14 protein-coding genes are annotated in these 21177 nt (G+C 73.9%); 6 read left to right on the forward strand and 8 right to left on the reverse strand.

The window, feature by feature from the left end; all coding sequences use genetic code 11:
• Positions 1-76: 76 nt before the first annotated feature.
• From ACGFQC_RS07645 to ACGFQC_RS07655, 3 genes are all read right to left on the reverse strand, one after another.
• Positions 77-1273, reverse strand: a complete 1197-nt coding sequence (locus ACGFQC_RS07645; RefSeq protein ID WP_363091230.1) for a VWA domain-containing protein — start codon at positions 1271-1273, stop codon at positions 77-79.
• Positions 1270-3966 (reverse strand): DUF5682 family protein, encoded by a 2697-nt coding sequence (locus ACGFQC_RS07650; RefSeq protein ID WP_363091229.1) that lies wholly within the window; start codon positions 3964-3966, stop codon positions 1270-1272. The genes ACGFQC_RS07645 and ACGFQC_RS07650 overlap by 4 nt, the downstream gene beginning before the upstream one ends.
• A gap of 123 nt (positions 3967-4089) precedes the next feature.
• Positions 4090-5244 carry an AAA family ATPase gene (locus ACGFQC_RS07655; RefSeq protein WP_363091228.1) on the reverse strand — a complete coding sequence of 385 codons (1155 nt, stop codon included), beginning with the start codon at positions 5242-5244 and terminating at the stop codon, positions 4090-4092.
• 145 nt (positions 5245-5389) lie between these two features.
• Between ACGFQC_RS07655 and ACGFQC_RS07660 the strand changes: the two genes are divergently transcribed.
• Both ACGFQC_RS07660 and ACGFQC_RS07665 read left to right on the forward strand, forming a co-directional pair.
• Positions 5390-6760, forward strand: coding sequence for an SWIM zinc finger family protein (locus ACGFQC_RS07660; RefSeq protein ID WP_363091227.1), 1371 nt, complete (start codon positions 5390-5392; stop codon positions 6758-6760).
• Positions 6761-6964: 204 nt separating this feature from the next.
• Positions 6965-8569, forward strand: coding sequence for a DUF5691 domain-containing protein (locus ACGFQC_RS07665; RefSeq protein WP_363091226.1), 1605 nt, complete (start codon positions 6965-6967; stop codon positions 8567-8569).
• Between the two features lie 286 nt (positions 8570-8855).
• On the opposite strand, the gene ACGFQC_RS07670 is transcribed toward ACGFQC_RS07665, so the two are convergent.
• Entirely contained in the window at positions 8856-9272 is a 417-nt protein-coding gene (locus tag ACGFQC_RS07670; RefSeq protein ID WP_363091225.1) for a cobalamin B12-binding domain-containing protein, read from the reverse strand.
• 455 nt (positions 9273-9727) lie between these two features.
• Between ACGFQC_RS07670 and ACGFQC_RS07675 the strand changes: the two genes are divergently transcribed.
• Together ACGFQC_RS07675 and ACGFQC_RS07680 are read left to right on the forward strand one after the other, a co-directional pair.
• The gene (locus tag ACGFQC_RS07675) at positions 9728-10654 is read left to right on the forward strand and encodes an alpha/beta fold hydrolase (RefSeq protein WP_363091224.1); all 927 of its coding nucleotides are present in this window, start codon (positions 9728-9730) and stop codon (positions 10652-10654) included.
• 348 nt (positions 10655-11002) lie between these two features.
• The gene (locus tag ACGFQC_RS07680) at positions 11003-12511 is read left to right on the forward strand and encodes a M23 family metallopeptidase (RefSeq protein WP_363091223.1); all 1509 of its coding nucleotides are present in this window, start codon (positions 11003-11005) and stop codon (positions 12509-12511) included.
• 91 nt (positions 12512-12602) lie between these two features.
• On the opposite strand, the gene pcrA is transcribed toward ACGFQC_RS07680, so the two are convergent.
• Positions 12603-15089: a DNA helicase PcrA gene (gene pcrA / locus ACGFQC_RS07685; protein ID WP_363091222.1), complete on the reverse strand. Its 2487-nt coding sequence runs from the start codon at positions 15087-15089 to the stop codon at positions 12603-12605.
• A 488-nt stretch (positions 15090-15577) separates the two neighbouring features.
• On the opposite strand from pcrA, the gene ACGFQC_RS07690 reads away from it, so the two are divergent.
• Complete coding sequence (locus ACGFQC_RS07690) at positions 15578-16732, forward strand: NlpC/P60 family protein (RefSeq protein ID WP_363091331.1); 1155 nt, start codon at positions 15578-15580, stop codon at positions 16730-16732.
• Positions 16733-17062: 330 nt separating this feature from the next.
• On the opposite strand, the gene ACGFQC_RS07695 is transcribed toward ACGFQC_RS07690, so the two are convergent.
• Positions 17063-17416 carry a hypothetical protein gene (locus tag ACGFQC_RS07695; protein ID WP_363091221.1) on the reverse strand — a complete coding sequence of 118 codons (354 nt, stop codon included), beginning with the start codon at positions 17414-17416 and terminating at the stop codon, positions 17063-17065.
• Positions 17417-17904: 488 nt separating this feature from the next.
• Here ACGFQC_RS07695 and ACGFQC_RS07700 point away from each other — a divergent pair, with 488 nt between their 5' ends.
• Positions 17905-18975, forward strand: a complete 1071-nt coding sequence (locus tag ACGFQC_RS07700; protein ID WP_363091220.1) for an NlpC/P60 family protein — start codon at positions 17905-17907, stop codon at positions 18973-18975.
• 10 nt (positions 18976-18985) lie between these two features.
• On the opposite strand, the gene ACGFQC_RS07705 is transcribed toward ACGFQC_RS07700, so the two are convergent.
• The gene (locus ACGFQC_RS07705) at positions 18986-19723 is read right to left on the reverse strand and encodes a response regulator transcription factor (protein WP_363091219.1); all 738 of its coding nucleotides are present in this window, start codon (positions 19721-19723) and stop codon (positions 18986-18988) included.
• Positions 19723-21009 (reverse strand): PspC domain-containing protein, encoded by a 1287-nt coding sequence (locus tag ACGFQC_RS07710; protein WP_363091218.1) that lies wholly within the window; start codon positions 21007-21009, stop codon positions 19723-19725. The genes ACGFQC_RS07705 and ACGFQC_RS07710 overlap by 1 nt, the downstream gene beginning before the upstream one ends.
• Positions 21010-21177: the final 168 nt, after the last annotated feature.

Raw genomic sequence — 21177 nt, forward strand, 5'->3', positions numbered from 1 at the left:
CGTGCGACGGGACGAGGCGTTCGATCCTCGCACGGGAGTCCCGAGGTCGCGCAAGCTCCCCGTTACCGATGAGTGGTCATGTCCCGTTTGCCGCACCGGTGTCCAGGTCCGGGACGGGAAGCGGGCGTTTCTCGATCGCCGCCGCCATCACGTCCGGGAACAGGTCGGGCGTACAGGCGAAGGCGGGTGCGCCCAGCGCCGCCAGGGCGGCGGCGTGCTCCCGGTCGTGGGCGGGCGCGCCTTCGTCGGAGAGCGCGAGCAGGGCGACGAACTGCACCCCCGACGCCTTCATCGCCGCCACCCGCTTCAGCATCTCGTCACGTATGCCTCCCTCGTAGAGGTCGCTGATGAGCACCACCACCGTCTCGGCGGGGCGGGTGATCCGCGACTGGCAGTAGGCGAGCGCCCGGTTGATGTCCGTACCGCCGCCGAGCCGGGTACCGAAGAGGACGTCCACGGGGTCGTCGAGCTGGTCGGTGAGGTCGACGACCGCCGTGTCGAAGACGACGAGCCGGGTGCTGACCGTCCGCATCGACGCCAGCACCGCCCCGAACACCGAGGCGAAGACGACCGAGGGCGCCATGGACCCCGACTGGTCGACGCAGAGGATCACCTCCTTCTTCACGGACTGCGCGGCCCGCCCGTGACCGACGATCCGCTGGGGCACGACCGTCCCGTACTCGGGCAGGTAGTGCCTGAGGTTGGCGGCGATCGTGCGGTTCCAGTCGATGTCGTGGTGGCGGGGCCGGGCGACCCGGGCGCCGCGGTCGAGCGCGCCGGTGAGGGTGGCACGGGTACGGCCGGCGAGCCGTCTCTCCAGGTCCTGGACGACCTTGCGCACGACGGCCCGCGCCGTTTCCCTCGTCGTCTCCGGCATCGCCTTGTCGAGCGAGAGGAGGGTGCCGACGAGGTGCACGTCCGGCTCCACCGCCGCCAGCATCTCCGGCTCCAGCAGCAGCGCGGCCAGCCCGAGCCGCTCGATGGCGTCGCGCTGCATGACCTGGACGACGGAGGAGGGGAAGTAGGTCCGGATGTCCCCCAGCCAGCGCGCCACCGACGGCGCCGACGCCCCGAGCCCCGCCGAACGGTCCCGCCCCGTCCGCGCCCTGTCCCCCTTGCCGTAGAGCGCGGCGAGCGTGCCGTCCACGGCCGTGTCCCGCCCGGACAGTTCCTGCCCGGTGCCGTCCGCCTCGCCGCCCCCGAGCACGAGCCGCCAGCGCCGCAGCCGCTCCCGCGCGGGGTCCGTCTCCCTCGTCTCGAAGGCCGAGGTCATGTCCTCACTCCTGCCGGATGGCCGTCGTCCTGCCGCGTCCCGTCCGGTCCCAGCAGCAGCCGCACCACGGGGAGGACGGCGTCCGCTCGTCCCTCGTCGATCTCGTCCGCGAACCCAGTGGTCCCGGCACCCGCACGCACCACGGTTCCTCTCTCCCCGGGCCCTCTGCGCACCAGTTCCCCGAGCGTCCGGCGCACCCCCACCTCGTACGCCGAGAACGTCCGCCGCAGCAACGGCAGTACGTCCGTGAACGTCTGCGCCGGCACCCCCGACAGCCAGCCGTCGACCAGGCCGAGCAGCCGCTCGTCGTGCACGAGGAGCAGCCCGCCGCCGGCCCCGCCCCCGACGAAGCCCTCGATCCAGGCGGCCGCGTCCGCCGGCGGCGTCCCCGGCGACAGCGCGAGCCCCATCAGCCGCGCCACCTCGTCCGCCGCCAGCTCCCCGTCGTCCAGCAACAGCCGTACGGCGCGCCCCCGCACGACCTCCGCCACGCCGCGCCGTGCGGACAGCAGCCGCAGGACGTCCCGCCAGCGGTCCCGGAGCCGGCCGTGCAGCGGGGCCCGCTCCGCCCCGGTCTCCTCCTCGAGCAGCCTCACCGCGCCGTGGACCGCGTCCACGTGGCCGCGCATCTCCTCGGCCGCGTCGGCGTCGAGTGCGGCGCACGCCCGCGGCAGGCCGACGAAGATCCGGTCGGCGAGCCCCACGGCGACGTCGGCCAGCGCGCCGGTGCCGGTGCCGCGCGCGTCGCCGTAGCGCAGGGAGCGGACCAGGGCGGGGAGCGCCCGGGCGAGATGGCCGACGTCCGTGTCCAGGGCGGCCCGCTCGGCGATGACCCGCATCACCGTCGGCAGGGCGTCCGGCAGCCCGGCCGGCAGGCAGCGCTCCGCGAGGGCGGTCGCCTCGGCGAGGCCCCGCGCCGCGACGGCGTCCGCCTCCGCCCTGGCGGTGGCGGCGGCCGGTACGGTCGTCCCCCACATCCCGGCCTCGGCGACCCGGACGGACAGCTCGGGCCGCCAGCGCAGCCGCCAGGTCTCCCGGAACGTGCCCGTGCTCCCCCGCGAGACCACCGGCTCGCCCCAGTCCACCCGCAGCAGGCGCAGCCGGTGCAACAGCCTGCTGCGCTCGGCGTCGGTCTCCTTGCGCAGGTCCAGTTCCAGTTCCCGTTCGGCCGCTTCCGGGGTGAGCCGCAGCCGGCGCCGGCGCCGGTCGAGGTCACGCTGCAGGGGCACCGCGGGCGCGGTGGCGGGGACCTCCCCCATGACGTCCCCCACGACCAGCCGGTCCTCGATCAGCGCCAGCGGTACGTCCGACCCCTCGCACAGCACCGCCCGCACGGCGTCGGTGGTCTCGCCCAGTCCGGGCAGCGGGCGGCCGCGCAGTGCGGCGAGCGTCTCGGCCAGCCGGACCGCCTCGATGACGTGCGCCGGGGAGACGACACGGTCCTCCTCCCGCAGCAGGCCGGCCACCCTGGTCAGCCACCGCTCCACCGGCCGGTCGGGGACGGCGAACAGATGCGCGTACCAGCCCGGCGAGTCGATGCCGGCGCCGTATCCCCCGGCCCGCGCCAGTCTGCGGTGGGTCCACGGCACCCACGTCAGGTCGGTCTTGGTCTTCGGCAGCCCTCTCACCAGCGCCCGGTCTGCGGTGAGCGTCGTGGTACGCCGGAGCGCGGGCACGTGCCACGCCCCGCACACCACCGCCACGGCCCCGCCCCCGGACTCCTTCAGCGCCGCCCTCAGCCGGAGCCGCATGTACGCCTCCCGCACGAGGTCCCGCTCGGTGCCCGCGGCGCCGTGCCCGTCCCGCAGGGCCGTCATGGCCTCCTCGATCGCGGCGAAGGGCGCCAGCGGGTCGCGCCGTCCGGCCCCCCGGTGTTCGACGACGTCCTCCCACCAGCGCTCGGGGTCGTCGTAGCCGGCGGCGTCGGCGAGCGCGGCGATCGGGTCGATCGGGTCGACGCGGAGATCGTCGCCCGGCGGTCGCGCCCCGGGCGCCGTGCCCCCGGACCCGGTACCGCCGGACTCCGTGTCCTCCACGTCCTCCGGGCCCGTGCCCTCGTGCGCCGTGCCCTCGTGCGGCTTCCGCTGCCAGGCCAGGGTGTGCGCGGCCGGCAGGTCGATGAAGCGGGCCGGGACGCCGTGTTCCAGGGCCCAGCGGAGCGCGACCCACTCCGGGGAGAACGCGGCCATCGGCCAGAACGCCGACCGTCCGGGCTCGTCCACGGCGTGCGCGAGGAGGGCGACCGGGGGCCGCAGGTCCTCGTCCGCGACCAGCGGGATCAGCGCGTCGGCCTCGGGCGGGCCCTCGATGAGCACGGTCCGCGGCCGGGCGGCGTCCAACGCCCTCCGGACGGCCCGCGCCGACCCCGGCCCGTGATGCCGCACCCCGAGCAGCAGGGCCCGGGCCGGGCCCGCCACGGGCCGACCGCCCGGCTCTCTCCCGGCGGCACGCGTCCGCCGTTCCCCGTCCTCCCCCTTCCCGACCACCCCGGCAGCCCCGTCACCGGCCGCCCCGTAGCCGTCGTCGTCACCGTCGTCCGGACCCCGTACCCGGCCCCCGGCCCCGTCCGTCCCCCCGGAGGCCCGGCTGCCGGTGGTCCCGTCCCCCGCTCCTCCGGGCGCCCGGTCCCCGCGCCCTTCCTCCCCGGCGCCGAGGGCCGCCCGGCCGGCCTCGGCCACCTCACCGTCCGGCATCCCGGCTCCTCCCCCGTGATCCTCCGTGGCCCCCGTCCGGCCGTCGTCCCCCGGTGCCCCGCCCGGCCCGTGCCCGCCCGCGCCCCGCCGGAACACAGCCCCGGGTCGCGTCCTCGTGTCCCCTCACACGGTCACCTCCCGGCACGCCCGGTAGAAGTCCGCCCAGCCGTCCCGCTCGCGGACGACCACCTCCAGGTACTCCCGCCACACCACCCGGTCGGCGGCCGGGTCACGGACGACCGCGCCGAGGAGGCCCGCGGCGACATCGGCCGGACGCAGGACGCCGTCGCCGAAGTGGGTGGCCAGCGCGAGGCCGTTGGTCACCACGGAGATCGCCTCCGCGGGCGACAGGGTGCCGCTCGGCGACTTCACCTTCGTACGGCCGTCGGAGGTGATCCCGTCGCGCAGTTCGCGGAAGACGGTCACCACGCGGCGGATCTCGTCGATGCCGTCGGGCCCGGCCGGCAGGTCGAGGGAGCGGCCGATCTGGCCGACGCGCCGCGAGACGATGTCGACCTCCGCCTCGACGCTCTCCGGCAGCGGCAGCACCACCGTGTTGAAACGGCGGCGCAGGGCGCTGGACAGCTCGTTGACCCCCCGGTCGCGGTCGTTGGCCGTGGCGATCAGGCTGAAGCCGCGGACCGCCTGCACCTCCTGCCCCAACTCCGGTACGGGCAGCGTCTTCTCCGACAGGATGGTGATGAGGCTGTCCTGCACGTCGGCCGGGATCCGGGTCAGTTCCTCCACCCGTGCCGTCATGCCCTCCGCCATGGCCCGCAGGACGGGGCTGGGCACCAGCGCGGCCCGGCTGGGGCCGTGGGCGAGCAGCTGCGCGTAGTTCCAGCCGTAGCGGATCGCCTCCTCCGGGGTGCCCGCCGTGCCCTGCACCAGCAGGGTCGAGTCACCGCTGACGGCGGCGGCCAGGTGCTCGGAGACCCAGGTCTTGGCGGTGCCGGGCACGCCGAGCAGGAGAAGGGCGCGGTCGGTGGCGAGCGTGGTGACGGCGACCTCGACGATGCGGCGCGGGCCCACGTACTTCGGTGTGATCACGGTGCCGTCCGGCAGGGTGCCGCCGAGGAGGTAGGTGGCGACCGCCCACGGCGAGAGCCTCCAGCGGGCGGGGCGCGGGCGGTCGTCCTGAGCGGCCAGCGCCACGAGTTCGTGGGCGAACGCGTCCTCGGCGTGCGGCCTCAGGACCTCCTGACCGGGTGTGCCGTTCGCGGGCGCGGAGTGGTCGTGGCGTGGTTCGGCGGACATCGGTCCAGCGCTGACTGACATGGCTGAGGTCCCCTCCAGCTCGGCCGGTTCGGATCTGGTGTCCACCCTGCACCACCCCACTGACAATCCACTCCGACCTGCGAAAACACCTCCGCGAGGGCCTTCACGGGACCGATTGTCAGTGGGGGGATCTACCTTCGACGACATGACACAGCAGGGGGTGCGCTGGACCGTGGACCGGGTGCTGGCACTGGCGCCTGACGTGGGGTCACGCGCAGCGGGGAGCGAACTCGGCGCGGTCGGTGCGTGGTCCGGGACGGGCTGTTCCGGCGAGGGGGCGGTGTGGGGGTTGTGCGGGGGCGGTGGCGGTGGCGGCGGCCGGTACCGGACGGTCGTCGATGTCGGGGACCCGTCCGGACCGGCGTACGAGTGCAGCTGTCCGAGCCGGAAGTCCCCGTGCAGACACGCGCTGGGGTTGTTGCTGCTCTGGTCGGAGGGAGAGGAGGCGGTGCCGGCCGGAGGGGAGGGGCGGGCGCCGGACTGGGCGCGACCGTGGCTCGCGGCGCGGCGGGGGCGCACGCAGGGGGAACGGGGGGCGGGTGCGCGGAGTTCCGGAGCGGGCCCCGCCGATCCGGAGGCGGCCCGTCGCAGAGCCGAGCGCCGCGCCGGGCGCGTCACCGCGGGGGCGACGGAGTTGGAGCAACGGCTCACCGACCTCCTGCGTTCCGGCCTGGCCGCGGCCGAGCAGTCGGGGTACGGGCTGTGGGAGGAGGCGGCGGCCCGGATGGTCGACGCCCAGGCTCCCGGACTGGCTTCGCGCGTGAGGGAGTTGGGGGCCATTCCCTCGTCCGGGGCCGGCTGGCCGGTGCGCCTGCTGGAGGAGTGCGCGCTGCTCCACCTCCTCGACCAGGGCTGGCTGCGCCGCGACCGGCTGCCGGAGGCCCTGGCGACGACGGTCCGCACCCGTGTCGGTCTCACCCGGTCGCCGGACGGACCGCCGCTGCGCGACGACTGGCTGGTCCTCGCCCAGTACGACGTCCCGGACCCGAAACTGACGACCCGCCGCGTCTGGCTGTACGGCACCACGTCGGGCCGCACGACGCTCCTGCTCTCCTACGGAGCCGCCGGCCGCGCACCCGAACTCTCGCTGCCGGTCGGTCTGGCCCTGGACGCGGAGGTGTCGGCGTACCCGGGCACCGGGCAGCGGCGGGGTGCCCTGGGTGAGCAGTTCTCGCCGCCCGTGCCCACCGCGGTCCGGCCGGACGGTGTGACCACGGCGGAAGCCGCCGCCCGCTACGGCGCGGCACTGCGGGACGATCCCTGGCTCGACTCGGTGCCGGTGACCCTGGACGCCGTCGTCCCCACGCCGGACGGGACCTCCTGGCAGCTGGCGGACGCCGACGGGGACACGGCGCTGCCGCTCACACCGGCGGCGACGGCCCGGGCCGGGCTGTGGCGCCTGGTCGCCCTCTCGGGGGGTGCTCCCGTCAAGGTCTTCGGCGAGTGCGGCCACCGCGGCTTCACTCCCCTGACCGCCTGGCCGCCGACCCCCGGAAGGGCGGTCCACCTGTGCTGACCCCCCGGGACCACGCCCGGCCTCCGCAGGGCGGTCCGGCACCGGCATCCGGCCCGTGCCCGTCCGCCGTCCCCGGCACCGGCAGCCGCGCCCCGGCACCGGCCGGACGCCTCGGCCACCCTTGCCGGCCGCCCCGCCGGGGCCGGAAGACCACGTCCGTGACGCGCCCCGCCACCCGACTCGGTGAGCCAAGAAGGGAACCGCATGACCGGTACCGCACCGGCCTCCTGGGACGACCTCGTCGCCATGGCCCTGCTCGGCACGGACCGGCGCACGCCGCCGGGCGTGGCGCCCGGCCGCTCCGCGGCCGCGGCGCTGCTGGACGCGGCGGCCGCCGAGACCGTACGGCGGCGGGCCGGGCTGCGGCCGGGACGGGCGGCACCGCGCCCCGAGCCGGCGCCCGAGGACCCGCGCCCGGCGCTGCCCGCCGCCGCGGCCCGCAGACTGGCCCGCCTGCTGGCGGACCGTCCCGGCACCGGCAGAGGCGGCCGCAGGGGCACGGCACCGGACCTGGTGGAGTTGCTGCCCCAGTGGCTGGCGGCCGCCAACGCCCGCGGTTTCGCCGCTCCCGCCGAGATGCTGCCCGCCCTGCTGGACGCGGCGCGCGGCCGGACCGATCTGCGCCCGGCGGCACTCGAGTTCGCGGGCCCGCGTGCGCTGTGGCTGGCCCGGCTCAATCCGGAGTGGCGGTTCGCTCTGCGTTCGACACCGGGCGGCGGGACGTCCCTGCCCGGCCCGGAGGAGACCGGCAGGATCGCGAAACTGTGGCAGGAGGGCCTGTTCGCCGAGCGGGTCGCCCTGCTCGCGGTGATCCGCTCCCGTGATCCCGACGCCGCCCGCGCGCTGCTGGAGTCGACCTGGCCGACGGAGCGCGCCGAGGACCGCCTGATGTTCCTCGATTCGCTGCGCACCGGCCTCGGCCCCCGGGACGAGCCCTTCCTGGAACAGGCGCTGGCCGACCGCAGCCGCAACGTGCGCGCCACGGCGGCGGAGTTGCTGTCGGCGCTGCCGGGGTCGGCGCTGGCCGCGCGGATGGCGGTGCGGGCCACCGCGTGTGTGGCCGTCGACCGCACGCGGGACACTCCGACGATCGTCGTGGAGGCGCCGCACGAGTGCGACGCGGCCATGGAGCGCGACGGCGTGTTGCCCAAGGCGCCGTCCGGCCGGGGCGAACGGTCCTGGTGGCTGGGCCAGTTGGTGGAGTCGTCCCCGCTAGCCTCCTGGCCGGCGCGGCTGGGTGGCCGTACGCCGGAGGAGATCCTCGCGCTGCCGGTGGCCGACGACTGGGTGGGCGAGCTGCACGCGGCCTGGTGCCGGGCGGCCGTACGGCAGCGGGACGCCGACTGGTCGCGGGCGTTGCTCGGAGCGCCGTCGGCGCCGGAGGCGGGCGGACCGGGGGCGGTCTCCCTCGCGGAGCGGGCCAGACTGCTGGGCACCCTGCCGACGGGCGAACGGGCCGGCTGGGTGGCCGGTTTCATCGCGACGCACGGCCTGTCGGAGGCGTTCCAGCTGCTCGGGGTGTGCGCGGTGCCGTGGGCCGCGCCGCTGGGCCGGGCAGTTCTCGACGCGCTCAACATCGCCCGGGACGCGGGGAGTTACCCGTGGAGCTTCAGCGGGGTGATGGGCCTGGCGGAACGCTGCCTCGACCCGGCGGAGGCCGCCCGCCTCGACGGCCTGCTGGCGGTTCCGGAGGAACCGGAGGACGCCTCGCCCGGTGCCGGAGGCTACTGGGCGGAGGCGTTCCAGCGCCTGGGGACGACGCTGCGGTTGCGGGCCGTGATGAGCGAGGAACTGGGCGCGGTGCGATGACAGCGGACCACGACGACAACGGCCCACGACTCCGCCCCGCGCCCGCGCCCCTGCGCGTACGCGCCCTGCACGTCCGAGACCGACACGTCCGCGTCCTGCCCGTCCGTGCCGTGCGCGTCTCCCGGTCCGCGTGTCTCCGCGCGCCCGTCCCCGCGGGCACCCGCCCGTGCAGGCGCCCGTGGGTCGCCCGTCCGCGCCGCGTGCGCCCCGTCAGGGGTGATGCGGGGTGCGGGGGCGCCGCCCCCGGATGACCACTGCGGACCACCCCGCCTCACTCGGGACCGCTCTACGCTCCCGCCGGCTGCCGTACGTTCGCCCGCACCCAGTCCACGATCGACGCCGTGGTCGCGCCGGGCGTGAAGATCTCCGAGACGCCCTTCTCCTTCAGCGGCGCGATGTCCGCCTCGGGGATGATCCCCCCGCCGAAGACCAGGATGTCCGCCGCGTCCCGCTCCTTGAGGAGTTCGATCACGGCGGCGAAGAGCGTGTTGTGCGCCCCGGAAAGGATGGACAGACCGATCGCGTCGGCGTCCTCCTGGATCGCGGTGTCGACGATCTGTTCGGGGGTCTGGTGGAGGCCCGTGTAGATGACCTCCATACCGGCGTCGCGCAGCGCACGCGCGATCACCTTGGCCCCGCGATCGTGGCCGTCGAGCCCCGGCTTGGCCACCACCACGCGGATCGGACCGGCTGCCACACCCATCACTGCCTCCATGAAGCGACTACATCCATCCGTACCGATTCCCTGCGTACCGAGAGGTACCACCACACCGGCCGGGGAAGTGAACGAACGTTATCCCCAGCATCCCGCAACCGGCGGTTTTACGGTGCGCACAGAGGGGGAAATCACACAATGGGACACGTTCACCGAACGCGGTTGTCTCTCCCCGGACGGGGAACCCGGGACAGATCCGCGCAACGGGAGCCGCACAGAGGTCGCCGCACCGCCGCGCCGCAGACCGCGCGCCGTGGCAGCGCGGCGCATCGGCGCAGGCTCGATGGGCAGGCAGGACAGGGTCGTCGACGTCAGGAGCGCCGGGAGCAGATCGCTCACCCCACCGCAACGCCCTTCGCGCTCCGCCGACCGCCTCCGCCGCGACTTCCATGAGGGCACACGGGGGTCAGAGCCGTCCTCGGCGTGCCGACAGGAGGTCGGCCATGCAGGTCACCCGGGCCCTGGAGCCCTTTCTCCCGTACCGCCTCTGCCGGCGCCTGGTGCCGAGCGGGCTGATGGGGCTCTCCGCGACGCTCCTCAAGGCGACCGCCCTGGAGCTCGCGATCCTCACGGGGCACCTCCTTCTGTACCCGTCCGGCATCGTCCAGGAGCGGCGCGGCGGGACCGCGCCCGCGCCTCCCCCGGGCGGTGGCGTCGCGAGCGCCGGAGGGGTCGAGGATCCGGCGCGGCTGCCGACGCAGGCCCCGCCCCCGGTCGTCCTCCTGCACGGCTTCATCGACAACCGCTCCGTCTTCGTCCTGCTGCGCCGCAGTCTCGCCCAGCACGGCAGGCACCGCGTGGAGTCGCTCAACTACTCTCCGCTGACCTGCGACATCCGGATCGCCGCCGAACTGCTCGGACGGCACATCGAGGAGATCTGCCAGCGCACCGGCAGCAGCCGGGTGGACGTCGTGGGGCACAGCCTCGGCGGGCTGATCGCCCGCTACTACGTGCAGCGGCTGGGCGGCGACGCGCGCGTGCGGACGCTGGTCACGCTGGGCACCCCGCACGCCGGGACCCGGGTGGCGCCGCTGGCGAACGCCCACCCGATCGTGCGCCAGATGCGTCCCGGCTCGGAGGTCATCGAGGAACTGTCCCGGCCCGCGCCCGGCTGCCGTACGCGCTTCGTCAGCTTCTGGAGCGATCTGGACCACCTGATGGCGCCGCTGGAGGCCGCCCGCCTCGACCACCCCGACCTCCTGGCCGAGAACGTGCAGGTGAGCGGCATCGGCCACCTCGCCCTCCCCGTACACCCGGCAGTCGCGACCGGCATCCGGGACGCCCTCGACGGAGACGGCGCGGCGACGGACGCCACGCCCGGTGCGCCCGGTACGCCGGGAGCGCACACCGGCGGTCTGACGGTCGCCTGAGAACAACCGTCCGGACGACCGGAAGGCGTCACCAGCAGTCCGCGATCGGACATGCGGCGCCACTTCCGTCCACAAAGAGACATGAGGTGGCATAACAGCCCCTCCGCGCGGCCGACTTACCGAGCCCGCACCACACCGAGACGACCGTCAAACTTCGAACAGGTTTCGAACATAGGGCCAAACCCGTGCCCACCCTTCCCCGAAACCCCACCGAATGCCCCTTTCCCGCGAGCATGAAACCTGCGGAAGATTGTCGCGCCCGCATACCGCCGGGTACAGTCGCCGCACTGCTCTGGCAGCCCCTGTTGTGCTCTGGCAGACCCTGTTGTCTAGGCGAGAGAGAAGTTGGTGAACGACCGTCACCCGTCGGGGACCATGACCACCCCGGCTCCGGCTTCCGACGCCGAACCGGCGCACCAGGCGTCGTACGGCTCCCCGGAAGCCCAGTACGGCGACTTCACCACGTACGACGGCTACGACTCCGGCACCTACGACACCGGCGCGCACGCCACGGGTCACTTCACGGTCGACCCCCTCTTCGGCGACATGTCGGGCGATGCCGCACCGGCCGGGGTGTACGGCGCCACGCAGTGGTCCACGGGCAGCCACCAGACCCTGAACCACGACCCGTACGCGGCCCAGCACCACGCCGCCTACGACACGGGCGCCTACGACACCACCGCCTGGTCCACGGACCAGCAGCAGTCCTCGGGCATCCCGGCGCAGGCCACGGCGGCCGACGGCGGCTGGGACTCCCCCCTCGCGGAGGGCGACACCGGCACCTGGCGCACGCCCGACGGCACCGCCGACCCGACCCAGCAGTGGGAATGGGGCACGCAGGCCTTCGACACCGGCGCCTACGACGCGACCCAGTGGAACTCCGACGGCGGCGACGCCGCGGAGAGCGGCGACGAGTACGGGCAGCCGGGCGAGGCCGCTTTCGACCAGCAGGCCGAGATCCCCTTCGACCAGCAGGCCACCGCCACCTTCGAGCAGGTCGGCCGCGACGACTCCGGTCCCGACGCCGACGGGTCGGCCGACGGCGCCCCGCTCCTCCTCGACGACCAGGAGGAGGCCGTCCCGGCCCCGCTCGGACGGGCCGCCACCCGCAACGCGAACCGCTCCCGGCGCCGTACGCCCGCGCGGCGCTCCGCGCTGCTGACGATCGCCGTGCCCTCGGCGTGCGTCATGGGCGTGGCCGGCATCGCGGCGGCCTCGGTCGGCACCCTGGCCTCCGGCGACGACCAGGACACCACGGCGTCCGCCTCCGAGGCGCAGGCGGTGAAGCCGTCCACCGCGAACAACAAGCTGGACACCCAGCTCCAGACGCTCACCGCCGAGGCCGACGCCTTCGCCGACCGGGCCAGCCGCACGCAGGAACGCATCGACCTCAAGGCGCAGCAGGAAGCCGAGAAGAAGAAGGCGGCGGCGGAGGCGGCCCGCAAGGAGCGGCTGCGCCCCAAGTACGCGCTGCCGGTCGCCAACCAGGGACTGAGCGCCTACTACGGCCAGTCCGGTGTCAACTGGATGTCCCAGCACACCGGCATCGACTTCCCGGTGTCCTACGGCACCACCGTGGTGGCGGCGACCGACGGCACCGTGCGCACCCAGTGGAACAGCGCCTACGGCAACATGATGATCGTGACGGCGAAGGACGGCACGGAGACCTGGTACTGCCACCTCTCCAGCTACCGCGTCGCCTCCGGTACGACGGTGAAGGCCGGCGACCCGATCGCGTACTCCGGGAACTCCGGGAACTCCACCGGACCGCACCTGCACTTCGAGGTCCGGCCGGGCGGAGGCTCCTCGATCGACCCGCTGTCGTGGCTGCGCAGCCACGGACTCGACCCGACGTAGCCCTCCTCGGCCCGTCGTCTCCGCGATGAGCCCTCGTCTCCGCGATGAGCCCCCGTCGTCGACCTGACGCCGGGGGCTCATGCCGTGCGCGCTACAGCTTCTCCACCGGCGCGTACCGCAGCAGCAGCCGCTTCGGCTTGGCCTCGCCGAAGTCGACCGTCGCCTCCGCGTTGGCGCCCGTGCCCTTCACGCCGACGACGGTGCCGAGGCCGAACTGGTCGTGGGTGACGCGGTCGCCGACGGCCAGGGCGATCACCGGTTTCTCCGAGGTGCGCCGCGTGGCGAAGCCGGACGCGCCGGCCGCCGAGGAACGCGAGCGGGACGACGACAGCGAGGCCGCCACCCCGGACACCGGGCCGGAGGACAGGGGAGAGGTCGCCCCCGTCCGCCTCCAGTCCACGTGCGCGGCCGGGATCTCCTCCAGGAACCGCGAGGGCGGGTTGTACGACGGCTGCCCCCAGGCGCTGCGCAGCGCCGAGCGCGTCAGGTAGAGCCGCTCCCGCGCGCGGGTGATGCCGACGTAGGCCAGGCGGCGCTCCTCCTCCAGCTCCTTGGTCTGGCCGAGGGCGCGCATGTGCGGGAACACGCCGTCCTCCATGCCGGTGAGGAAGACGACCGGGAACTCCAGGCCCTTGGCGGTGTGGAGGGTCATGAGCGTGATGACACCGGAGCCGTCCTCGCCCTCGTCCGGGATCTGGTCGGAGTCGGCGACCAGCGCGACCCGCTCCAGGAAGTCGGAGAGCGAGCCGGTCGCCTCGCCCTCGCCGGACTCCTGCTCGAACTCCAGTGCCACGGCGGCGAGTTCCTGGAGGTTCTCGATGCGGGTCTCGTCCTGCGGATCGGTGGAGGCCTGCAACTCGGCCAGGTAGCCGGTGCGTTCGAGCACGGCCTCCAGGACGGTCGCCGGTCCCGCGCCCGACTCGACGATCGTGCGCAGCTCCTCCATCAGCGTGTTGAACCGCTTGACGGCGTTCGTGGAGCGCGCGGCCATGCCGTAGGCCTCGTCGACGCGCTTGAGGGCCTGCGGGAAGCTGATCCTCTCGCGCTGGGAGAGGGCGTCGATCATCGCCTCGGCGCGCTCGCCGATGCCGCGCTTGGGCACGTTGAGGATGCGGCGCAGCGGGACCGAGTCCTCGGGGTTGGCGAGGACCCGCAGGTAGGCCAGGACGTCCCGGACCTCCTTGCGCTCGTAGAAGCGGACGCCGCCGACGACCTTGTAGGGCAGGCCGACGCGGATGAAGACCTCTTCGAAGACGCGGGACTGGGCGTTGGTCCGGTAGAAGACGGCGACGTCACCGGCCTTGGCCTTGCCCGCGTCCGTGAGGCGGTCTATCTCGTCGGCGACGAACTGCGCCTCGTCGTGCTCGGTGTCGGCGACGTAGCCGGTGATGCGCGCGCCCTCGCCCGCGTTGGTCCACAGGTTCTTGGGACGGCGGGACTCGTTGCGCTCGATGACGGCGTTGGCGGCGGTGAGGATCGTCTGGGTGGAGCGGTAGTTCTGCTCCAGCAGGATCGTGGTGGCGTCCGGGTAGTCCTCCTCGAACTGGAGGATGTTGCGGATGGTCGCCCCGCGGAAGGCGTAGATCGACTGGTCGGCGTCGCCCACGACGCACAGCTCGGCGGGCGGCAGGTCGCCCGCGTCCCGCGGTGCGTCCACCGGCTGTTCCACGGAGCCGACGAGCTCCCTGACCAGGGCGTACTGGGCGTGGTTGGTGTCCTGGTACTCGTCGACGAGGACGTGCCGGAAGCGGCGCCGGTAGTGCTCGGCGACGTCGGGGAAGGCACGCAGCAGATTGACCGTCGTCATGATCAGGTCGTCGAAGTCGAGGGCGTTCGCCTCGCGCAGCCGCGACTGGTACATGGCGTAGGCCTGCGCGAGGGTCTTCTCGAAACCGTCGGCCGCCTGAACGGCGAAGTCCTCCTCGTCGATCAGCTCGTTCTTGAGGTTGCTGATCTTGGCGCTGAAGGACTTGGGCGGGAAGCGCTTGGGGTCGAGGTCGAGGTCGCGGCAGACCAGCGCCATCAGGCGCTTGGAGTCGGCGGCGTCGTAGATCGAGAACGACGAGGTGAAGCCGAGCCGCTTGCTCTCGCGGCGCAGGATGCGCACGCACGCGCTGTGGAAGGTCATCACCCACATCGCGTTCGCCCGCGGGCCGACGAGCTGCTCGACGCGCTCCTTCATCTCGCCGGCGGCCTTGTTGGTGAAGGTGATCGCGAGGATCTGGCCCGGGTGGACGTGCCGCTCGGCGAGGAGGTGGGCGATGCGGTGGGTCAGTACCCGCGTCTTGCCCGAGCCGGCGCCGGCGACGATGAGCAGCGGGGTGCCGGAGTGGACGACGGCCGCGCGCTGGTTCTCGTTGAGCCCCTCCAAGAGCGCCGCCGCGTCGATCGGGGGGCGCGGGGCGCCGTCGCGGTAGTGGGTGTCCCGGTCCGGCGGCACGTCGAACTTCCCGCCGAACAGATCGTCCGGAACCGGTTCCGGAGAGTGATCGTCCTCGGGCGGCGGCGGGGGTTCCTCGTCGTGGCCGCGGGGGGCCTGGAGGTCCGCCAGGAAGCTGTCGTCAAAGAGGCTGCTCATCGCTCTCCGAGTCTAGGCCGCCCCACCGACAACCCGAGGCCGTCCGGGAAACATCCCGGCCCCTCACCTTCCGGCGCGCCCCTTGCACCGTCGGTGACCGCGGACGGCGAACCGTCCGGAGGTCACGAAAATGTATCGGGCATATCACCCGCCAACCTTCACAGGGGGCACACCGGTTGGCTACCGTGCCGGGCAGGCCGCTCGACCCCCTCCGGCGAACCCGCCGGGCCGCGCGGCCTCCGCCGAGTCCGGCGTGCCCCGCGGCAGCCGGAGCCGGGGACCCACCGAGACCTTGGGGTGAATCGGCTCACTCCCCTCCGGGGAGGACGGGCCGTAGGGCAACCCTTCCGAAGCATTCCCGCCCGAACCCTCCCCCAGCGCTTGAACGGCCTGGGGGTGCCCCCATCGCTAACCCGGCAGGCGGAGCATGGAAGGAGTCGCCTCCCTTGGCGTCGCAGCACCGCAAGCCGCGCCCCGCGAGCACGCGTATGGCAGGCATCCGTACGCCCGCCCTCGCCACCGCCGCCCTCACCTCGGTGGCCCTGCTCTCCCAGACGGCCACCGCCGCTCCCTCCACCGACGGCAGGCCGAGCCTGGAGGAGGTCGAGAAGAAGGTCGACGACCTTTACCGCCAGGCGGAGTCGGCCACCGAGAAGTACAACGCCGCCAAGGAGAAGGCGACCAAGCAGCGCAAGAAGGTCGACACCCTCCTCGACGACGTCGCGCAGCGCGCGCAGAAGCTCAACGACGCGCGCGAGGAGCTGGGAACCTACGCCGCCGCCCAGTACCGCACCGGCGCCGCCGCCCCCGGCACGGCGACCCTCCTGCTCGCGGACTCCCCGCAGGACTACTTCGACCAGACGCAGCTGATGGGGCGGGTGACCGACCGCCAGAAGGGCGCGGTCGACGACTACTTCGCCGACCAGGCGGAGACGATGAAGAAGCGCCAGGAGGCCTCCCAGAGCCTCCAGACGCTGACCGACTCGCAGAACGACCTGCGGACCGCCAAGGCCGCCGTCCAGAAGAAGCTCGGCTCCGCCCGCGCGCTGCTGTCGCAGCTGACGGCCGAGGAGAAGGCGCGGCTGGCGAAGATCGAGGAGCGGAAGCGGCAGGAGGCCGCCCGCAAGGCCGCCGAGCTGGCCGAGCAGCAGGCGGCAGAGGCGGCGGCCGCGCGGCAGGAGAGCGCCGGCGCGTCGGACCCGGCGGGCACCGGCACGTCGACGTCCTCGTCGTCCCCCTCCACGTCGTCCCCCTCCACGTCCACGTCCACGGACTCCTCGTACGCCACCAAGGCCGAGAAGGCGCTGGCGTTCGCCCGCGCGCAGATCGGCAAGCCGTACGTGTGGGGTGCGGCCGGCCCGGACTCCTATGACTGCTCCGGTCTCACCCAGGCCGCCTGGAAGGCCGCCGGTGTCTCCCTGCCGCGCGTCACCTACGACCAGGTGAACGCCGGCACGACGGTCTCCCTCTCCGCCGCACAACCCGGTGACCTGGTCTTCTTCTACGACGACGTCACCCATGTCGGCATCTACATAGGCAACGGCATGATGATCCACGCCCCGAAGCCCGGCACGTACGTGCGCGAGGAATCGATCTACTACGACGGGGAGTCGTCGATCCACAGCGTGGTGCGCCCGGCCTGAGGGAGCACCACGCGCGGGGGCGGGCGTCGTCCTGAGCCCCCGCGCGTGTCCCGTGCCCGCGTTTCCTCGCGACCGCGCGTACTCCGCCGCCCTCGCGCGCCTGCCCTGGGGAAACCTCCGTACGCTCCCCGGCATCGGCGGCGTGCCCCGCACCGGACGCGCCGCTGGGTGACCGTGTTCACCCCCCGGGATGACGGCGGTGGCGACGCTGCCGGTCGCCGCCGCCGTGGACGTGCCGTGGCCGAGGGCCCCGGGAGGTACTGGTGTGGGTCGCGGTGGCGGCGTGGCCGGCCGTCGCCGCGGGCGCGGTCGCGGACGGGCGGGCGTCGCTCAGGTCCAGAGCACCGCGATGAAGACGTTGGCCACGGTCAGCAGGCCGACCAGGCCGAACAGGGGCTTCTCCACCCGCTCGTCGTCCCGCTTCACGTAGACGAGGCCGAGGATCACGATCAGCAGGGCCAGCTTCACCCCGATCTTGACGTTGTTGACCTCCTGGTCGTCCGCCTGGTTGAGGCCGACCAGGATCACGCCGGTGACCAGCATCGTCGCGGCGCCGTGCAGCATCGCGGGGACGAAGCGGGCCGTGCCCTGCCCCATCGCCTTCATCTGCGTGAGGAAGCCGCCGAGCAGCGCGGCGATGCCGATGATGTGCAGGCCGACGAAGAGGTGGATGAGTACGTCCATGAGGCCGGATGCTAGCCACCGGGCCGGCCGCCCACGACACCGGCCCGCACCCACCGCCCCCTCGTACACCTGTGCGCGCCCCTGTGCGCCGCATAGCAGCGTGCCGCTCCCGGGTGCCCCGGATTCACCGCATCGGTCGGCCCGCCACGTGAAGTCGACGCCCCCGGACCGGCGGTACGGCCATTTCCGGTCACCCTGCAGTCCGCTCCTGTCATTTCCGTACATCGCGTCACCGGGCCTACCCGAACGGGCCTAGCGTCCTCCCCCAGGTGACCGGCTTCCCACCGCCGCCCGGCCCGGGGCGGCAGTCGGACACCACCGCCGAGAGTCCGGCGGCGCTCCGCTCCCCCGTGCGGGCGTCGCCGGGCGCGTCAGCCGCACCGCGCGGCCGTGCGTCCGCTCCCCCGGCACCCGAGGCCCGTGCCCGCGGCCCCGGTCCCCGGCGGCCGTACCGACGAGGCGGTCGACGAAAGGACGTGCAGTCCCACGTGCCAGCGCACCGCAAGCCCCGCCGGCGTTCGGCCGGCGGCCACACGGCCCGCACGGCGGCCACCCTCGCCCTCGCCGGTGTGGCCGGCGCGACCGCCCTCGACGGGATCGGGCACGCCGAGCCGAACCTCACGCCGGCACAGGTGAAGGCCAAGGTGGACAAGCTGTACCAGGAGGCCGAGGCCGCCACCGAGAAGTACAACGGCGCCCGGGAGAAGGCGACGGCCGCCGAACGGCGGCTGGACACACTGCGCGACGAGGCCGCGCGCAGGGAGGCCCGGCTCAACACGGCCCGCGAGGCGCTGGGGACGATGGCCGCGGCGCAGTACCGCGGTGGCGGCCTCGACCAGGCGGTGCAGCTCGCGCTCTCCGACGACCCCGACCGCTACCTCGACAACGCCGCCTTCGCCGAGCGGGCGGGCCACCGCCAGTCCGCCGCCGTCACCCGGGTCGGCAGGCAGCTGCGGGAGATCGAGCAGCTGCGCGGCGCCGCTCGCGTCCAGCTGACCTCGCTCGAGACGCGTCAGGCGGAGCTGAAGCGGCACAAGAAGACGATCACCGACAAGCTGGGCGCCGCGCGGCGCCTGCTGAACCGGCTCACGGCCGAGGAACGGGCTCGGCTCACCGCGGACACGGGCGGCGGGACGGACACCCGTGTCTCCCGGACCCCGGCGGGAGCCCGTGCCGGCCTGCCCGCCCCCGGCGCGGTCACCGCGACCACCTCCCGTGCGGCGGCGGCCGTCTCCTACGCCTACGCCAAGCTGGGCAGCCCCTACGTGTGGGGGGCGACCGGCCCGAACGCCTTCGACTGCTCGGGCCTGGTCCAGGCGGCGTACCGCTCGGCGGGCGTCTCCCTGCCCCGCACGACGTACGCCCAGATCGACGCCGGGCGCCGCGTCCCCCGTTCCGAACTCCGGCCGGGCGACCTGGTGTTCTTCTACCCCGGCATCACCCATGTCGGGCTCTACATCGGTGGCGGCAGGATGATCCACGCCCCGAACCCGTCGGCCCCGGTGCGCGTGGCACCGATCGACGAGATGCCGTACGCGGGGGCCACCCGGGTGGTCTGAGGCTCCCCCGTCACACCAGCCGTCGGGCCGTCGCCCAGCGGGTCAGCTCGTGGCGGTTGGACAGCTGGAGCTTGCGCAGCACCGCCGACACGTGGGACTCGACCGTCTTCACCGAGATGAACAGCTGCTTGGCGATCTCCTTGTAGGCGTAACCGCGCGCGATGAGGCGCAGCACCTCGCGCTCGCGCTGGGTGAGGCGGTCGAGGTCCTCGTCGACCGGCGGGGCGTCGGTGGAGGCGAAGGCGTCCAGGACGAACCCGGCGAGCCGCGGCGAGAAGACCGCGTCGCCCTCCTGGACACGGAAGACGGAGTCGACCAGGTCGGTGCCGGTGATCGTCTTGGTGACATAGCCGCGGGCACCGCCGCGGATGACACCGATCACGTCCTCCGCGGCGTCCGAGACGGACAGGGCGAGGAAACGCACGGGCCGCTCGGCGTCGCTCATCAACGGGGCACAGCGGCGCAGCACTTCGACGCCGCCGCCGCCCGGAAGGTGCACGTCGAGCAGGACGACCTCGGGCCGGGTCGCGGTGATGACCGTGACCGCCTGGTCGACGTCGGCGGCCTCGCCCACGACCTCCACACCGGTCTCCTCGGTCCGGCCGATCTCGGCCTGCACGCCCGTGCGGAACATGCGGTGGTCGTCGACGAGGACCACCCGCACGTGCCGTCCGGCGCCGCCCTCGCCGTGCGCGGGCGGCGCCGGGGCCGCCCCCGTCGTGCCGTTCGTCTCGGTCGGGTCGCTCATCACTTCTCCGCCCTCTCCATCTCCAGCTCGATCTCCGTGCCGCCGCCCGGGACCGCCCGCAGCCGCGCCGTGCCGCCGTTGCGCTCCATGCGGCCGATGATCGATTCTCTGACGCCCATCCGGTCGGCGGGTATCGCGTCGAGGTCGAAGCCGGGACCGCGGTCCCGGACGGACACGAAGACCGTCCTGCCCTCGACCTCGGCGTAGACCTGTACGGCGCCGCCCTCGCCACCGTACTTGGCGGCGTTCACCATCGCTTCGCGCGCGGCCTGCATCTGCGCGGTCAGCCGCTCGTCGAGCGGGCAGTCGCCGACGACCACGACCTCCAGGGGGACGCCGTGCTTGTCCTCCACCTCGGCGGCGTGGCGCCTGACGGCATCGGCGAGGGTGGTGGGCTCGTCCGCCTCGTCCTTGCCAGTGCCCTCCGGCTTGTACAGCCAGGTGCGCAGGTCGCGCTCCTGGGCGCGGGCGAGTCGGCGCACCTCGCCCGCGTTCTCCGCGTTGCGCTGGATCAGGGTCAGGGTGTGCAGCACCGAGTCGTGCACATGGGCGGCGACCTCGGCCCGCTCCTGCGCGCGGATGCGCATCAGCCGCTCCTCGGACAGGTCCTGCGTCATGCGCACCAGATAGGGCCCGGCGAGCAGGGTGATGCCGACCAGGACGGCGAGGGCCGCCTGCAGGACCGAGCCGAGGTGGGCGGCGGAGCCCTGGAGGACGAAGATGCCGGAGACGCCCGCGGTGACCAGCAGGACACCGGCGCCGGCGCGCAGCAGCGTGAGCGTACGGCGTCGGCGGCCGACCTCGACCCAGCGGGCCCGCCGGGCGTTGTCCGCCTGGCGCCAGACGAGGGCGACACCCGCGCCGACCAGCACGGCGGGCAGGAGGTAGGCCTTGGCGCCACTGCCCAGGTTCACATTGCCGACGAAGACCATGGCGACGACGACCATGAGGAGCAGGGCGACGATCTGGCCCTTGTCGGGCTTGCGGGCGACGAGTCTGCGGCGGCCGTCGGGCGCGGTCCCGGTGGCGACGAAGGAGGAGGGCCGCTGGTCGCCGACCCCGCCGATGCCGAGCGGCACGAAGAACCAGAAAGCCGCGTAGAGCAGGGCGCCGAGGCCGTCCGCCATGAACAGGCCGACGAACACGAGCCGCACCCAGATCACGGGCAGCCCGAGATGTCCGGCGAGCCCCCGCGCCACGCCACCCAGCCAGCGTCCGTCGCCGCTGCGGTAGAGCTTGCGCGGCGGCCGCGGTTCGACGAGTGGCGCTGTTGCGGCTTCCGGCATGCCAACGATGGTCACACGGCCGCAGGTCCCGGACATCAGGGTTCGCCCCCGAGACACCCCTGATCTTCGACGGCCCCGCACGTCGAACGCGTCCCCGGCGGCGCCTCAGGGCCGATATCAGGGTCCGACCAGGGTCGTTCCGACTGCCGCCGGGGCCGCTCGCCCGCC

It is taken from the genome of Streptomyces sp. NPDC048734 (genome assembly GCF_043198675.1).
In the GTDB taxonomy this organism is placed as follows: Bacteria; Actinomycetota; Actinomycetes; order Streptomycetales; family Streptomycetaceae; genus Streptomyces.

Coding starts and splice junctions, on each gene's coding strand:
- pcrA (WP_363091222.1), bottom strand. CDS start 15,089: ATGAGCAGCCTCTTTGACGACAGCTTCCTGGCGGACCTCCAGGCCCCC.
- ACGFQC_RS07710 (WP_363091218.1), bottom strand. CDS start 21,009: ATGCCGGAAGCCGCAACAGCGCCACTCGTCGAACCGCGGCCGCCGCGC.
- ACGFQC_RS07665 (WP_363091226.1), top strand. CDS start 6,965: ATGACCGGTACCGCACCGGCCTCCTGGGACGACCTCGTCGCCATGGCC.
- ACGFQC_RS07675 (WP_363091224.1), top strand. CDS start 9,728: ATGCAGGTCACCCGGGCCCTGGAGCCCTTTCTCCCGTACCGCCTCTGC.
- ACGFQC_RS07695 (WP_363091221.1), bottom strand. CDS start 17,416: ATGGACGTACTCATCCACCTCTTCGTCGGCCTGCACATCATCGGCATC.
- ACGFQC_RS07655 (WP_363091228.1), bottom strand. CDS start 5,244: ATGTCAGTCAGCGCTGGACCGATGTCCGCCGAACCACGCCACGACCAC.
- ACGFQC_RS07690 (WP_363091331.1), top strand. CDS start 15,578: ATGGCAGGCATCCGTACGCCCGCCCTCGCCACCGCCGCCCTCACCTCG.
- ACGFQC_RS07650 (WP_363091229.1), bottom strand. CDS start 3,966: ATGCCGGACGGTGAGGTGGCCGAGGCCGGCCGGGCGGCCCTCGGCGCC.
- ACGFQC_RS07660 (WP_363091227.1), top strand. CDS start 5,390: ATGACACAGCAGGGGGTGCGCTGGACCGTGGACCGGGTGCTGGCACTG.
- ACGFQC_RS07670 (WP_363091225.1), bottom strand. CDS start 9,272: ATGGGTGTGGCAGCCGGTCCGATCCGCGTGGTGGTGGCCAAGCCGGGG.
- ACGFQC_RS07645 (WP_363091230.1), bottom strand. CDS start 1,273: ATGACCTCGGCCTTCGAGACGAGGGAGACGGACCCCGCGCGGGAGCGG.
- ACGFQC_RS07705 (WP_363091219.1), bottom strand. CDS start 19,723: ATGAGCGACCCGACCGAGACGAACGGCACGACGGGGGCGGCCCCGGCG.